This window comes from Alloalcanivorax xenomutans, assembly GCF_032810065.1.
Classification (GTDB): domain Bacteria; phylum Pseudomonadota; class Gammaproteobacteria; order Pseudomonadales; family Alcanivoracaceae; genus Alloalcanivorax; species Alloalcanivorax xenomutans.
Genome location: NZ_CP136538.1, coordinates 3,157,374 through 3,173,083, shown reverse-complemented (window position 1 = coordinate 3,173,083; position 15,710 = coordinate 3,157,374). Strand labels below are relative to the sequence as shown.

Below are 15,710 nucleotides of genomic sequence, written 5' to 3'. Positions count from 1 at the left end.
GTTATGGAGACCTGGGCATGAAGATCAGATCGGTGATACCCACATCATGGCCCAGTTGGCCGTAGGCGGTGGTGAGCTGGCCGCGATGGTGGGTCTGGTGATTGAAAAAATGCGTCAGACACAGCCGCAATGGATAGCTTCGGGATTGGCCGGTGGAAGCGGAGACGTAGCTGAGCTCACCGTCCAGACGGCTTTCCTCAAGTCCGGCGATGTAGTCAAGGATGGCCTGATCGGTACTTTCCCGCTCCCGCCATAATTGATCGAAATCCTCATACAGCTCCTGATCCAGGCTCCGGACCTGAAAAGGGCGGTCGAGGAACCGGCCCAGCCACAGCCGGTCGGTGAGCAGCAGATGGTTGAGCGTGCCGTGGATGGAGTGGAAGAACAGGCCCCGGTCCGCCTTGCGCTGGGTGTCGTCCAGTTTGGCACAGAGTTGGTAGTGTTGCCGGTTTTGCCACTGGTTGTAGCGTGCCAGTGTCGAGTAGTGCGTTAACCACATGACAACCTCCGGGGATTGAGCCGTTCAAGGCAGGGATGTTGGCAGGTAATCCGGGGCTTGCCAATCGTGGTTTGATACCGGGGATGCTCGCTGTTCGCGAGTGAACTCGCTTCCCACAGCGACTTCGCGGCCCCTGTGTGGGAAGCTGGCTTGCCAGCGAATTGGGCCGCAAGGTGGCTGCCATGGGCGGCGGCCCACAAAAAATCGTCGGGAACGATTTTTGACGTCGCTCGAGCGACGGCCCGCAGGGTGACCGCCATGGACGGCGGTCACAAAAAAAGAGACGCCCCGGGAGGCGTCTTCAAGGAGTGCGCGATTGTTATTCAGGGTGCCACTACGGAATCACTCCGCTGCGCCGGATTATGAATCCGTTGGTGCCGGCCGGCGTTGCTGGCGGCCCGATGGTGGCCCACCATGGACGGGGCCGTAGTCGTAAAGCGACGCGGGCGGGAAAACCGCGTTCCCAAGCTAAGCAAGGCTGTATGAAATCGGGATGACGAAGAGGAGTCGGTTTTGTGGCGAAGATCGCGGTCGGCATGGCGCTGTGGGCGCTGAGCATGCCGGCGCTGGCCGAGGAGTGGGCGCCCCGGGACTGGGTGGCGAAGGGGACTTTCCCGCGCGGGATCGAAGGGCCGGTGGTGGCACCGGATGGACGGCTGCTGGTGGTCAACTACCAGCGGCCGGGGACCCTTGGGGTGATAAGCGGACGGTTCCAGTCGGCCCTGTTCCTGACGTTGCCGCGAGGCAGCGTGGCCAGCGGTTTGCGCTTCGGCCCGGATGGCTTCCTCTATGCCGCCGACCATCGCGGCCATAATCTGCTGCGCATTGACCTTCGGGACAAGAGTGTCCGTATCTGGGTCCATGAGCCAAGCATGCATCAGCCCAATGACCTGACCATTGCCGCCGATGGTGGTATCTACGCCAGTGATCCGGATTGGAAAAGCGGCACGGGCCGGGTCTGGTATGTGAGCCCCGCCGGGCGGGCGCGTATCGTCGCCGGTGATCTGGGCACCACCAACGGCATCACCCTGAGCCCGAATGGCGGACAGCTTTACGTGAACGAAACCGTGCAGCGGCGCATCCGCGTCTTTGACGTGAGCGCTGATGGCAGCCTGGGTAACGGCAGGGTGCTGATTGAATTTCCGGATCACAAACTGGATGGCATGCGCGCGGACGTTGATGGCAATCTGTATGTGGCGCGCTACGGTGCTGGCGAAGTGGCGGTGGTGTCGCCGTTGGGAGAAGTGCGGCGTGTCGTGGCATTGAGTGGCAAGCACCCCACCAATCTGGCCTTCGGTGGTGAGGACGGGCGGCAGGTGTTCGTCACCGTGGACAAGACGGGATTGGTGGAGTCGTTTCGGGTTCCGCGTCCCGGGGCGGATTGGGCGAGGCTGCAATACTGGCGTTAGACGGCACCGTTCCCGCATGGCGCGGGAACGGTGCCGTTGGCTCAGACCCTGCTGCTCAACTCGCGGATTTCCTGGTTGAGAATGCGGTCGTTCTGGGAGTAGTCCACCGGCAGGTCGATGACGTGAACGCCACCGGCCTCGAAGCAGCTCTCCACCAGAGGAACCAGTTGATCGCTGCTTTCCACCCGGTGCCCTTCGGCGCCATAGGCCTTGGCATAGGCGACGAAATCCGGATTGCGGAAATCCAGACCGAAATCGTGGAAGTCCATCTGGCTCTGTTTCCACTTGATCATGCCGTAGCCGTCATCACGCAGAATCAGCACCACCAGATCCAGCCCCATGCGCACAGCCGTTTCCAGCTCCTGGGAATTCATCATGAAGCCGCCGTCGCCGCAGACTGACAGAACCCGGCGATTGGGATGGACCATCTTCGCCGCCATCGCCGAGGGCAGGCCAGCGCCCATGCTGGCTAGAGCGTTATCCAGCAACACCGTGTTGGGGTGAGTGGCCGGGTAGTTGCGGGCGAACCAGATTTTGTACATGCCGTTGTCCAGGGCGATGACGCCGTCGTCCGGCATCACCTTGCGCACCTCGTGCACCAGCCGCTGGGGCAGCATCGGGAAACGGTCGTCACGGGCACCTTCGTTGATGTGCTTCTGCAGCGCATCGCGTACCCGGTGGAAGTCGGCGAAGCTCCAATGCTCCTGCGGGTCCAGGCGCTCCTTGAGCTGCCACAGGCTGTTGGCGATATCGCCGACCACTTCGATTTGCGGGAAGTAGACCGGGTCCACCTGGGCGGAGTTGAAGTTGATGTGTACCACTTCCGGCCCGCCGGGGCGCATGAAGAACGGTGGCTTCTCCACCACGTCATGGCCGATGTTGATGATCAGGTCGGCGGCGCTGATGGCGCGGTGCACGAAATCGCCATCGGACAGCGCGGTATTGCCAAGGAAGTGGGGGCCGGTTTCGTCCACCACGCCTTTGCCCATCTGCGTGGTGACCACCGGAATGCCCAGCTTGTCGATAAACTGGCGCAGCATCTTGCTGGTCAGCTTGCGGTTGCCGCCGGCGCCCACCAGGATCAGCGGTTTGCGCGCGTTCTGAATCGCCTCCACGGCGCGGCAGATGGCCTTGTCCTCGGCGATGGGCCGGCGCGTCAGGCTCGGCTCCAATACCGGCATGGTGGAATGTTCGCGGGCGATGTCTTCCGGCAGCTCCAGATGAGTGGCGCCGGGGCGCTCCTCCTGGGACAGACGGAACGCCTCGCGGATGCGGGCGGGAATGGTGTCGCCGCTGACCACCTGCTTGGTGAACTTGGTCAGCGGGCGCATCATGTCGACCACGTCGATAATCTGGAACTGGCCCTGTTTACTGGATTTGATCGGCTTCTGGCCGGTGATCATCACCATCGGCATGGCGCCGAGCTGGGCGTAGGCGGCGGCGGTGACCAGATTGGTGGCACCGGGCCCCAGGGTGGACAGACAGACGCCGGCCTTACCGGTGAGGCGGCCGTAGGTGGCGGCCATGAAACCGGCGGCTTGCTCGTGGCGGGTAATGACCAGGTTGATTTTCTTGGATCCCCGCAGGGATTCCAACAGATCCAGATTCTCTTCCCCGGGGATGGCGAACAGGTATTCGACGCCTTCGGCTTCCAGGGCACGGACAAAGAGATCCGACGCTTTCATGAACAGGGACTCCCTAACGCAGCAACTCTATGTGCAGCAACTCTTACATGGAAAGCAGTGCGGCAACATGTAAAAAGACGGCGCGACCTTCCGGTCAACGCCGTCCCACACTATAACGCCTTGGGCGCCCGGTTGCGCGTGGATTGGCTGATGGATGTCATCGGATTATCCAATCAGCGCCGGCTTAACCAAATTTGAGCACTCACTCAGTGCCAGGTGCCGGCCAGATTTTCGCAGCGCTCCAGGAATTCCTCGGCGGTTATTTCCTCGGTATCGTCTTCCAGATGGGTCGCCACCTGTTCCTTGAGCTGGGCCACCACGGTGGTCATCACCGTCAGGGCTTCTTCCACCTGCTCTATGGTGTCGAGCAGTTCCCGCGCTTCCTCTAGGGTATCGTGGTCCTGATCGTGTTGGCTCATGAAGGCCTCCCTGTATGGATAGGGGAATGGTGCCAAGGAAATGGCACGAGAACAATTGCCGTCATGCCGACAGGCCGTTGGAACAGGCCATGAAAGGCAGCGAGCGCCATTGGTCCCCGCTGCCTTCCGGCGGACTCAGTCCCAGCTCAGCGCTCCACCGACCTGATACTCGGTGACCCGGGTCTCGAAGAAGTTCTTCTCCTTGCGCAGATCCATGATCTCGCTCATCCAGGGGAAGGGGTTGCTCACGCCCTTGAACTGCTCGGGCAGGCCCAACTGGGTGAGACGGCGGTTGGCGATGAACTGCAGGTACTCTTCCATCATCGCGGAGTTCATACCCAGCACGCCACGGGGCATGGTATCGCGGGCGTACTGAATCTCCAGTTCGGTGCCTTCCAGGATCATCTGAGTGGCCTTGTCACGCATGGCCTGGTCCCACAGGTGCGGGTTCTCCAGCTTGATCTGGTTGATCACGTCGACGCCGAAGTTCACGTGCATGGACTCGTCGCGCAGGATGTACTGGAACTGTTCGGCCACGCCGGTCATCTTGTTACGGCGGCCCATGGACAGAATCTGGGTGAAGCCGCAATAGAAGAAAATACCTTCCAGTACGCAGTAGAAGGCGATCAGGTTCTGCAGCAGCGCCTTGTCGGTTTCCGGGGTGCCGGTCTTGAATTCCGGGTCGGACAGCTCACGGGTGTACTGGATGCCCCATTGAGCTTTCTTGGCCACGGAGGGGATTTCCCGGTACATGTTGAAGATCTCGCCTTCGTCCATGCCCAGGGATTCGATGCAGTACTGGTAGGCGTGGGTGTGAATCGCCTCCTCAAAGGACTGACGCAGAATGTACTGGCGGCACTCCGGATTGGTGATCAGCCGGTAAATGGCCAGCACCAGATTGTTCGCCACCAGGGAGTCGGCGGTGGAGAAGAAGCCCAGGTTGCGCTTGACGATGCGGCGCTCGTCCTCGGTCAGACCGTCGCCGCGCTTCCACAGCGCCAGGTCGGCGTTCATGTTGATTTCCTGGGGCATCCAGTGGTTGGCGCAGCCGTCCAGGTATTTCTGCCAGGCCCAGTCGTACTTGAAGGGGACCAACTGGTTGAGGTCGGCCCGGCAGTTGATCATGCGTTTGTCGTCCACCTGCACGCGGCCGGCGGTGCCTTCCAGCTCCGCCACGCCCTCGGCCACGTCCATCTGCGCCACGGCCTGTTGCGCGCGGGCCACGGCGTCGCTCAGGGCGCGTTCCCGGGGGCTTTCGTTGGCGGCGTCAGCGGCTCTTCCTCGCTCTTGTTGAGGTTCAGCATTCGCTGCACTTCCCGCTGCCGGTGCTTGAGGTGCAGATGCCGCTTTCTCAGAGACCGGCTCAGATTGCGGCGGCGTCGGCTGTGTGACGCGGGGCTGCTTGTTGGCGGGCGTCTCTTGCGCATCAAAATCGTCCCAGCTCAGCATGATTCTCTCCATTCTTTCAGAGTGACGTCTTGGCGTCACCGGTGGTGCATTCTGTAAGTGGCCTGATGCCCGGCGCCGTACGCATGGAACGGCGTTTGGCGTCGGGCATCAGGCGCCCGGCGTCCTTACTGGCACGCCTCGCAGTCCGGGTCGTCGATGGAGCAGGCCTGCGGTACATCCGCCGCCTTGTCGAACTGGGCCGGCTCCTCCGCCACGGCGGATACCCGGTTGAGCTTGTTGTCGTTGACCGTGGACTTCTCGGTCTGGGTGGCGCCGATGGCACGCAGGTAATAGGTGGTTTTCAGACCCAGCAGCCACGCCATTTTGTAAGTCACATCCAGCTTTTTGCCGTTGGCTTCGGCGATGTACAGGTTCAGGGACTGGGCCTGATCGATCCATTTCTGGCGGCGGCTGGCGGATTCCACCAGCCAGCGCGGCTCCACCTCGAAGGCGGTGCGGAAACGCTCCTTCAAGTCCGCCGGCACCCGCTCGATCGGCTGCACGGAACCGTCGTAGTACTTGAGGTCGTTGACCATCACGTTGTCCCACAGACCGCGTTCCTTGAGCGCGTTCACCAGATAGGGGTTGACCACGGTGAATTCGCCGGACAGGTTCGATTTCACGTACAGGTTTTGATACGTGGGCTCGATGGATTGGGATACGCCGGTGATGTTGGCGATGGTGGCGGTGGGCGCGATCGCCATCACGTTGGAGTTGCGCATGCCCTTGCGCGCTCTTTCTCGCACGCTGTCCCAATCCAGGGTCTGGCTGCGATCCACCTTGCAGTAGTCCTCGCCACGCTGTTTCACCAGGATGTCGATGGAGTCGATCGGCAGCACGCCCTGGCTCCACAGGGACCCGTCAAAGGTCTGGTAGGCGCCGCGCTCCTCGGCCAGATCGGCGGAAGCCTGGATCGCGTAGTAGCTCACCGCTTCCATGGACTGGTCGGCGAACGCCACCGCGTCGGCGGAAGCGTAGCTGATGCCCTGCTTATACAGCGCGTCCTGGAAGCCCATGATGCCCAGGCCCACCGGGCGGTGCTTCAGGTTGGAGTTCTCCGCCTGCGGCACGCTGTAGTAGTTGATGTCGATCACGTTATCCAGCATGCGCACGGCGGTTTTCACGGTGCGCGCCAGCTTTTCCCGGTCCAGGCCGTTGTCGCCGATGTGCTGGGCCAGGTTCACGGAACCCAGGTTACACACCGCGATTTCCTCGCGGTTGGTGTTCAGGGTGATCTCGGTGCACAGGTTGGAGGAGTGCACCACGCCCACGTGCTGCTGCGGGCTGCGCAGGTTGCACGGATCCTTGAAGGTGAACCAGGGGTGGCCGGTCTCGAACAGCATGGAGAGCATCTTGCGCCACAGATTGATGGCCGGCAGCCGCTTGTAGTGCTTGATGCGGCCGTCACGGGTCATTTCCTCGTATTCGTTGTAGCGTTGCTCGAACGCTTCACCGTAGAGATCGTGCAGGTCCGGCGTGTCGTTGGGGCTGAACAGGGTCCACTCCTGCTCGTTCACCACCCGCTTCATGAACAGATCCGGGATCCAGTTGGCGGAGTTCATGTCGTGGGTACGGCGGCGGTCGTCACCGGTGTTCTTGCGCAGCTCGAGGAATTCCTCGATGTCCATGTGCCAGGTTTCCAGGTAGGCGCAGACCGCGCCTTTGCGCTTGCCGCCCTGGTTCACCGCCACCGCGGTGTCGTTGACCACTTTCAGGAACGGCACCACGCCCTGGGATTTGCCGTTGGTGCCCTTGATGTAGGAGCCCAGCGCCCGCACCGGGGTCCAGTCGTTGCCCAGGCCGCCAGCGAATTTGCTCAGCATGGCGTTGTCGTGGATGGCGCTGTAAATGCCGGACAGATCATCGGGCACCGTGGTCAGGTAGCAGCTGGAGAGCTGCGGACGCAGGGTGCCGGCGTTGAACAGGGTCGGCGTGGAGCTCATGTAATCGAAGCTGGACAGCAGATTGTAGAACTCGATGGCACGCTCTTCGCGGTTGTCCTCGCGCAGCGCCAGACCCATGGCGACACGCATGAAGAAGCACTGCGGCAGCTCGATGCGGGTGTCGTTATGGTGGATGAAATAACGGTCGTACAGGGTTTGCAGACCCAGGTAGGAGAACTGCAGGTCGCGCTCGCCCTTGAGCGCGGCACCCAGTTTTTCCAGATCGAAATCCGCCAGTTCCCGGTTCAGCAGCTCACACTCGATCCCTTTGTGCACGTAAGCGGCGAAAGTCTGGCTGTACAGCGCTTCCATCTCTTCCTGGTTGGCGCGCTCGGCCACGTCCAGGTACTGCAGCGCTTCGGCGCGGATCTTGTCCAGCAGCAGGCGGGCGGTGACCAGGGAATAGTTCGGCTCCACCTCGATCAGGGTGCGGGCGGTGATCACCATGGAGGTGTTCACGTCCTTGATGGAGACGCCGTCGTACAGGTTCTTGACGGTCTCGGCGATGATCTTGTCGGCGTCCACGTAATCCAGGCCGCGGCAGGCCTCGCGGATCAGGTGTTCCAGGCGGCCCATGTCCAGCGGCGCGCGGCTGCCGTCTTCCATGGTCACGGTCAGATCCACCTGATGGGTGGGCTCGGGGAACTGGCTGTCGCGCTCGGCGCGTTTGCGGGCCTGCTGCTCACGGTAGAGGACGTAATCGCGCGCCACCTTGTGTTCGCCGCCGCGCATCAGCGCCAATTCCACCTGGTCCTGGATTTCCTCGATGTGGATGGTGCCACCGGAGGGCATGCGGCGCTTGAAGGTGGCACTGACCTGCTCGGTGAGCCGGGCGACGGTGTCGTGGATGCGCGAGGAAGCCGCGGCGGTGCCGCCCTCCACGGCCAGGAAAGCCTTGGTGATGGCGACGGTGATTTTGTCGTCATCGTAGGGAACCACCTTGCCGTTGCGTTTGATCACGCGCAGCTGGCCCGGGGCGGTGGTGGATACGCCTGCGTCCTCGATGTCGATCGCATCGCGGTCGTCGGGTTGCGAGTCGCGATTCATCTCCGTTTGCATGATGCCCTCTCCGTAAAAGTGTGGTGCGATGCTGTTTAGTGTCCGGCCCGGCTGGCCGGGGCAGCGTCGTTGTGGTGCTGCCGTGGTGTCGGATCCGTGTTCTGTCCGGTGTCGCGACCTGCTTCCGCGAGGCCCGTCGCGGCCCTGGCGCCGCTTTCACCGTCTTCTTCCGCCTTTTCCGTGCGCCCGTGATGCCTGGATACCACTATATCTTGTGTGCCCGGATGGGCCGGGTACCCAGCGGGAGAAGCTGCCGCCGGCCCCGTGGCGCCGGCCCGCCACCGTTTCCAACTGCCTTCGGCCATGACCGAACAACGGGGCGGTGACATTTTACAAAACCCAATATATTGGGTTGCTGGTTCTGATTGGGTACAAGTTATAGTCGAGCGGGCGGATTTGCAAGATGCCGGCCTGGGGAAATCCTGTGGATAATGTGTGAACTTCTGTGAGTCTTTTCCGGCGCCGGAAATGACACTGGTAGTGCGGCGCCGCTATCCCATATATTGTGTCATCTTGCCGCCACCGCCATGGTTGCCGCCGCCGGGGTGTATGCGCTAAAAGAAGAATATCGCCACGCCACTGGGGGTGGGGCAGTTTGTACCGGGGCAACCCGGTCCCTTGTGAACAGAAACGGATAAGGATAACGACGGGATGACAACCGTGCAGGATAACCCGCCGACCATCATGATCGTCGAGGACGATGACCGCCTCGCCGACCTGACTCGAGAATACCTGGAATCCAACGGCCTCGCCGTTACCGTGGTGCGCGATGGGGAAGACGCGATCCGCCGGATCCGCGCCGAGCAACCGGATCTGGTGGTACTGGATCTGATGCTGCCGGGGGCGGACGGTCTGACGGTGTGCCGGGAAGTCAGGGGGGCGTACAAAAAGCCGATCCTGATGCTGACCGCCCGCACCGACGACATGGATCAGGTGCTGGGGTTGGAGATGGGCGCCGACGATTACGTCGCCAAACCGGTCAAGCCGCGGGTATTGCTGGCGCGGATCCGCGCCCTGCTGCGGCGGGTGGAAACCGACAACGAGCGTGACAACTCACCGGCCCGTCTTGAATTCGGTGCCCTGGTGATCGACAACGCCGCCCGTGAAGTGACGCTGAGAGGCGAATCCGTGGATCTCACCAGCGCCGAATACGATCTGCTCTGGTTATTGGCCTCCAATGCCGGCACCGTGCTGTCCCGGGAGACCATCTTCGAGAAACTCCGCGGCATCCAGTACGATGGCCAGGACCGTTCCATCGACGTGCGCATTTCCCGGATCCGCCCGAAAGTCGGTGACGACCCGGAAAATCCCAAGCGTATCAAGACCGTACGTTCCAAGGGCTACCTGTTCGTCAAGGAAATGAGTTCCGGTTGAAGACACCGTGCCCGCTTCCCCGCCGCGCCGTGACCGGCGTCGGCGGCGCGGGCGCGGCTGTTGGCGCCACTTGCCCGGGTTGACCGGAGAGGCCTCTTGAACAGCATTTTTGTGCGCATCTACGGTGGCATCCTGGTGGCCCTGCTGATCATCGGTGCCGCCACCTATGTCGGCGTTGATCTGATCAATCAGTACCGTGCCGGTCAGTACCGCGAGCGCATGGCGGAGGGGACTTTCTTTCTGCTCGGGGAGGGGCTGCGGGAGCAGTCCGGAGCCGACCGTGCCGAATGGTTGCGGGAAATGAGCCGCCGGCTTGGCGCGTCCCTGCGGATACACCCGGGGGCGGACCTCAGCCTGACCTACCGGGAGCGGTTGCACCTGGACGAAGGCCGGGTGGTGATCCGCGAACACCGGGAGTCCGAACGGATCACCGTGCTGTATCACGTTCCCGGCGGCGACGATTATCTGGTTACCAGTCTTGAACGTCTCTCCGAGCAGCAGGCGCGCGCCACCGCCGGTCTGATCCTGGACCGCCTCAAGGCGGTGGCGCCGGAGCAGCGGGCCCAGTCCCTGGCGCGGCTGGTGCCGTACTTCGGGTTTCCGCTGTCCTTGGCGGAGTGGGGGGAAGTCGGTCTGGACGAGGAACAGTACCAGCGCCTGGACCGCAACGAGATGGTGCTGCTGCTCACCGACAGCACGCGCCGGGACGCCACCCTCTACCTTTACGTGCCCATCCCACGGGACCACCGGGTGCTGGTGCTCGGGCCGATGACCCTGTTCGATCCGTTCCCCTGGGAATTACTGGTGATCGCCAGCTTGCTGGCCTTATGTCTGGTGGCGTTGTCCACCTATCTCCAGGTCCGGCCGTTGCAAACCCGGCTGCGTCATCTCGAGCGGGCGGTGAAACGGCTCGGCGGCGGCGATCTTACCGCCCACGCCGACGTTCGCGGCGGCGACTCCATCGGCCAGCTGGCCGCCACCTTCAACGGCATGACCGCCCACATCCGCCGGTTGATCCATGCTCAGCGGGAGATGACCCGGGCGGTCTCCCACGAGTTGCGCACGCCGGTGGCACGGCTGCGTTTCGGCCTGGAAATGCTGGCCGACAGTGAATCCGCCGAGGCCCGCCGGGAGCGGCTGGATGCTCTGGACCGGGACATTGACCAACTGGATCAATTGATCGATGAGATTCTTACCTACGCGCGGCTGGAGCAGGGCACGCCGACCATCGATTTCCAGCCGGTGTATCTGGTGGAAGTGTGCGAGCAGTTGCGAGGGGAACTGGACACGATTCGCGGGGACATCGTGATCGACGTGGAAGGGGACCGGACCCTGGCCGTGGATGGCGACCCCCGCTACCTGCACCGTATCCTGCAGAATCTGGTCACCAACGCTTTGCGCTACGCGCAGGCGCGCATTCGCATGACCATACGCCTGGAAGGAGACGGTGAACGGGTGGTGCTGGACGTGGACGACGACGGTTCGGGGATCCCGGAACATCAACGTGAGCGGGTGTTCAAACCCTTCGCCCGCCTGGACCAATCCCGCCATCGTGCCAGCGGCGGCTACGGCCTGGGGCTGTCCATCGTCAAGCGTATTGTCGACTGGCACGGCGGCGAAGTGAGGGTGCTGGAAAGCGACTGGGGCGGCGCCCGTTTCCAGGTTATCCTGCCCCGCGAACAGCAGCGCCAGCATGTGCTGGGAAGATAAGAAGAGCAATTAACAGGGAATAGTGAATAGTTGACAGCGCGCGAAGCGATATCGAAGGGTGCTGAGCTCCTTGCCTCGTTTTTTGCGCTTTGGTTTTGTCTTTCGCTGTTAACTGTTCACTATTAATTATTAACTGATTCCCGGGGTTTTCATGTACATCCTCGCCATCGACCAGGGCACCACCAGTTCCCGCGCCATTGTGTTTGATCGCGATGGGACCGCGGTGGGGCAGGCGCAAAAGGAGTTCAAGCAGCATTTCCCCCAGGACGGCTGGGTCGAGCACGACGCTCAGGAAATCTGGAATGATGTGCTGGCGTTGTGCCGGCAGGCGTTGCGTAACGCAGCGGTGGAGGCGGCGCAACTGGCGGCCATCGGAATCACCAACCAGCGCGAGACCACGGTGCTGTGGGACCGTGCCACCGGTGAACCGGTGGCGCCCGCCATCGTCTGGCAGGACCGTCGTACCGCCGCCTTGTGCCAGCAATTGAAGGATCAGGGGCACGAGGACACCGTGCGCGAGCGCACCGGCTTGTTGCTTGACCCGTATTTCTCCGCCACCAAGCTGGCCTGGCTACTGGATACCGTGGAAGGGGCCCGGGCGCGGGCCGAGGCCGGTGATCTGGCTTTCGGCACCATTGATTGCTGGCTGTTATGGAAGCTCACCCGTGGCAAGGTGCATGCCACCGACGCCACCAATGCCTCGCGCACGCTGTTGTTCAATATTCACGAGCAGCGCTGGGACGATACCCTGCTGAGCCTGTTCAACATCCCCGCCGCCCTGCTGCCGGAGGTGCGTGACAGCGCCGGTGATTTCGGGGTCACCGCGCCGGAGCTGCTGGGAGCGCCGGTGATGGTGGCGGGGATCGCCGGCGACCAGCAGGCGGCGTTGGTGGGACAGGCCTGTTTCCAGCCGGGCATGGTCAAGAGCACCTACGGCACCGGCTGCTTCATGATCATGAACACCGGCGCCGCGGTGACCTCGGAGAACCGTCTGCTGACCACCGTGGGTTATCGCCTTGGCGGCGAAACCACCTACGCGTTGGAAGGCTCCATCTTCGTCGCCGGCGCCGCCATCCAGTGGTTGCGCGACGGCCTTAATCTGATTTCCCACGCCAGTGAAACCGAGGCGCTGGCGCGTCGTGCCGGTTCCTCGCGCGGCGTCTATCTGGTGCCGGCGTTCACCGGGCTGGGAGCGCCCTGGTGGGATCCTCATGCCCGCGGTGCCTTGCTGGGGCTGACCCGGGATACCGGTATCGCCGAGGTGGTCACCGCCGGTCTGGAGGCGGTTTGCTACCAGTCCCGGGACCTCCTGGAGGCGATGGCGGCGGACTGCCGGCGGCGGCCCACCACCTTGCGGGTGGATGGCGGCATGGTGGTGAACAACTGGCTCAGCCAGACCCTGGCGGATGTGCTGGGGATCCAGGTGGACCGCCCGGACGTGACCGAAACCACGGCTTTGGGCGCCGCCTATCTGGCCGGGCTCGGGTGCGGCTGGTACAGCGATCTGGCCCATGTGGGTGATCACTGGCGTTGCGAGCGCTCCTTCCTGCCGTCGCTGGAGGAGAAGGAACGTGAACGGCGCTACCAGGACTGGCAGGCGGCGGTGCGCCGGGTGATGTGAGATGCGCCGGGTGATGTGAGGCGCCTCAGGGGGTGTGAGGCGCCCCAGGGGATGTGACTTTCTTTTACACAGGCGGCATGGGCCGCCTCACCGGGTTTCAGTATCATTTTCGGGCTGCTCTAGGAAAATAGCCTGATGCCTGTTGCCGATACCGCCCTTGCGCGCCGCCGGCAAACCCGGATCCGGCTCCGGAACAGCGTTCGGCGTGTGGTGCATAGGCCCCCGCCTGCCATCATTCGGGGACCCGGCGCATGCAGCAAAGAATCTCGCGGGGATATGACAAACAGGAATTTCAGCGGCTGTCCCTGGCGGCGCTGCTGGGCGCCGGCGCTCACACTCTGGTGTGCTGGCTGGCGTTGCAATGGGGCTTTTTCGCATTGTCCCCAGAGGCTTTTTTCCTCACCTTCCTGGCGCTCTGGTTCGGCCATCTGGTGGTCTGGAGCCTGGCCTGCCTGACCCTTCGCAACGGGGGCGATGTCGGCCGTTTTACCGAGCCGGTGCTGGTATGGAGCACGGTGGCGTTGCTGGTCAGCGCCTTGTTCCTCAGTGACCATCGCCTGCTGGTCATGGTGTTTTTTCTCGCCGTGCTGCAAATCGGGGTGTTCCGCGTCGGCCGCTGGCAATTGCTGCGCCTGGCATTGCTCGGTGTGGGTGGTTACGCGCTGGTGTTGCTGGAACTGCAAAGCAGTGCGCGGTATGCCTTCAACGCCATGGTGGAGTGGCAGCACTGGCTGCTGTTCACCCTGGCGGTGGTGCTGATGATGATGCTGGCGCTGGAGATCGTCGGCATTCGCCGCCGCATCGACGGCCGTAACGAGGCCTTGCAGCAAATGGCACGGCAGGTCCGTGATCTGGCGATCCGCGATGAGCTGACCGGCCTGTACGGTCGCCGCCACGCCATGGAGTTGCTGACCAAGGCCTGTGGTCAGGCCCGCCGGGGAGCCTATCTGCTGGCGGTGGTGTTCGTCGATCTGGATCATTTCAAAACCATCAATGACCGATATGGGCACCTGACTGGCGACCGTGTTCTGATCCGTTTCGCCGATTTGCTGCGTCGCCATCTGCAACCGCCGGCCCTGGCGGCGCGGATGGGGGGCGAGGAGTTCCTTCTGATTCTGCCGGTCAGCCACCGGCAGCAGGCACGGGAGCTGGTGGAGCGGATACTGGCGGAACTGCGTGAAGAGGGCTTCGAGGGTCAGCCGGACTTGAGCGTGACCGCCTCCGCTGGCCTTGCCCTGGCCGGTGCCGGGGAAGAGGCGGAGCAGGTGCTGGCTCGCGCCGACCGGCTGCTGTATCAGGCCAAGCAGGCCGGCCGTGACCGCTTGCTGGAGGATGCGTGATGAAGCCGGACTGGCAGCCGCTGGGGCGCCTGACAGTGAACGAGCGCCGCCTGCTGCGGGTGCACGGCCGCTCGGTGGTGGCGGTGGCATTGTTTTATTCGGCGATGGCGGCGGTGCTGTGGAAACTGGGGCACAACCGTGTCGACGGGGAAGTACTGGCGTGGGCGCTGGTTTTGCTATGGAGTCTGATGCTGCCCTACCTGGCCATGATCGAGCGCGGTCTGACCCGGGCCTGGCAGGAACCGACGCTGTCGTTTCCGGCCGGGATCGTACTGGCCGCCATGCTGCTGCTGACGGCGGTACACACCACGGACGGCCGCCTCGCCGTGATGTTGCTGTATTTCCCGCTGCTGTTGCTGCTGTCGTTCCGGTTGGAGCCAAGAGCTCTGGGTTTGTTGTCGGTGGTGGTCAGCGCGGCTTACGGGTTGGCGTTGCTCGGCCTGTATCAGCACCGGGATGCGCAACTGGAGCTGGCGTCGGCGCTGCTGCAGTGGCTGGCTTTCGTGGCGGTGAGCGCTTGCTTCACCATTACCGGGGGCGGCGTCAACGCGTTGCGCCGGACCCTTGGCCGGCACAACCGGGAGCTGGCGCGGATGGTGCGGCAAAGCCGGGAACTGGCGATTCGCGACGATCTGACCGGGCTGTTCAACCGCCGTCATATCGTGGAAGTGCTGGATTATCAGAAGAGTCTGGCGGACCGCCATCATTATCCGTTCGCCGTGTGTTACCTGGACATGGACCACTTCAAGGCGATCAACGACCGTTACGGCCATCAATGGGGCGACCAGGTGCTGCGCGCCTTTGCCGACCACGCCGCCGCTCTATTACGCGAAGGCGATTACCTGGCGCGGCTCGGCGGCGAGGAGTTCCTGATGGTGCTGCCGCAAAGTAACGAGGCCGGTGCCTTGCGCGTGGTGGAACGCCTGCGCCAGCAGTGGGCCAACGCCGGTTTCGACCATATGGGCGGGCCGGCCACGGTGACACTGTCCGCCGGGGTCGCCGGTTATCAGCCGGGGGAAACCGTGGAAGCCTTGCTGGCCCGCGCCGATCACGGGCTTTACCTGGCCAAGAGCCATGGCCGCAATCAGGTGCGGACGGGGTAGGCGCGGCGTGCAACATGCTTACGCCAACACGCTAATCGTGGCCATGGCCTTGCTATGAGGCCGCAGTCGAGTTGACAGTTAATAGTGGAAAGTTAACAG

General features: G+C 62.9%; 11 protein-coding genes. 6 read left to right on the top strand and 5 right to left on the bottom strand.

Annotated elements, in window-relative coordinates; all coding sequences use genetic code 11:
* Window position 1: 1 nt before the first annotated feature.
* Entirely contained in the window at window positions 2–499 is a 498-nt protein-coding gene (locus RYH70_RS14540) for a DinB family protein (RefSeq protein WP_317009327.1), read from the bottom strand.
* Window positions 500–1,014: 515 nt separating this feature from the next.
* Here RYH70_RS14540 and RYH70_RS14535 point away from each other — a divergent pair.
* Complete coding sequence (locus RYH70_RS14535) at window positions 1,015–1,908, top strand: SMP-30/gluconolactonase/LRE family protein (protein WP_317009326.1); 894 nt, start codon at window positions 1,015–1,017, stop codon at window positions 1,906–1,908.
* A 41-nt stretch (window positions 1,909–1,949) separates the two neighbouring features.
* Here RYH70_RS14535 and RYH70_RS14530 read toward each other — a convergent pair whose 3' ends face one another.
* The 4 genes from RYH70_RS14530 to RYH70_RS14515 all read right to left on the bottom strand — a co-directional run bounded on the left by RYH70_RS14530 (window position 1,950) and on the right by RYH70_RS14515 (window position 8,463).
* Window positions 1,950–3,593, bottom strand: a complete 1,644-nt coding sequence (locus RYH70_RS14530) for an acetolactate synthase large subunit (RefSeq protein WP_022995744.1) — start codon at window positions 3,591–3,593, stop codon at window positions 1,950–1,952.
* A 206-nt stretch (window positions 3,594–3,799) separates the two neighbouring features.
* The gene (locus RYH70_RS14525) at window positions 3,800–4,012 is read right to left on the bottom strand and encodes a hypothetical protein (RefSeq protein ID WP_014995608.1); all 213 of its coding nucleotides are present in this window, start codon (window positions 4,010–4,012) and stop codon (window positions 3,800–3,802) included.
* 135 nt (window positions 4,013–4,147) lie between these two features.
* Window positions 4,148–5,461 carry a ribonucleotide-diphosphate reductase subunit beta gene (locus RYH70_RS14520; protein WP_055098876.1) on the bottom strand — a complete coding sequence of 438 codons (1,314 nt, stop codon included), beginning with the start codon at window positions 5,459–5,461 and terminating at the stop codon, window positions 4,148–4,150.
* Window positions 5,462–5,586: 125 nt separating this feature from the next.
* Entirely contained in the window at window positions 5,587–8,463 is a 2,877-nt protein-coding gene (locus tag RYH70_RS14515) for a ribonucleoside-diphosphate reductase subunit alpha (RefSeq protein ID WP_316308607.1), read from the bottom strand.
* 651 nt (window positions 8,464–9,114) lie between these two features.
* Between RYH70_RS14515 and RYH70_RS14510 the strand changes: the two genes are divergently transcribed.
* The 5 genes from RYH70_RS14510 to RYH70_RS14490 all read left to right on the top strand — a co-directional run bounded on the left by RYH70_RS14510 (window position 9,115) and on the right by RYH70_RS14490 (window position 15,611).
* Window positions 9,115–9,837, top strand: coding sequence for a response regulator (locus tag RYH70_RS14510; protein ID WP_014995605.1), 723 nt, complete (start codon window positions 9,115–9,117; stop codon window positions 9,835–9,837).
* 96 nt (window positions 9,838–9,933) lie between these two features.
* Window positions 9,934–11,547 carry an ATP-binding protein gene (locus tag RYH70_RS14505; protein WP_317009325.1) on the top strand — a complete coding sequence of 538 codons (1,614 nt, stop codon included), beginning with the start codon at window positions 9,934–9,936 and terminating at the stop codon, window positions 11,545–11,547.
* Window positions 11,548–11,698: 151 nt separating this feature from the next.
* Window positions 11,699–13,168 (top strand): glycerol kinase GlpK, encoded by a 1,470-nt coding sequence (glpK, locus tag RYH70_RS14500; protein ID WP_317009324.1) that lies wholly within the window; start codon window positions 11,699–11,701, stop codon window positions 13,166–13,168.
* 251 nt (window positions 13,169–13,419) lie between these two features.
* The gene (locus tag RYH70_RS14495) at window positions 13,420–14,508 is read left to right on the top strand and encodes a GGDEF domain-containing protein (RefSeq protein ID WP_022995749.1); all 1,089 of its coding nucleotides are present in this window, start codon (window positions 13,420–13,422) and stop codon (window positions 14,506–14,508) included.
* Window positions 14,508–15,611, top strand: coding sequence for a GGDEF domain-containing protein (locus RYH70_RS14490; protein WP_022995750.1), 1,104 nt, complete (start codon window positions 14,508–14,510; stop codon window positions 15,609–15,611). The genes RYH70_RS14495 and RYH70_RS14490 overlap by 1 nt, the downstream gene beginning before the upstream one ends.
* The last annotated feature ends 99 nt before the right edge of the window (window positions 15,612–15,710 follow it).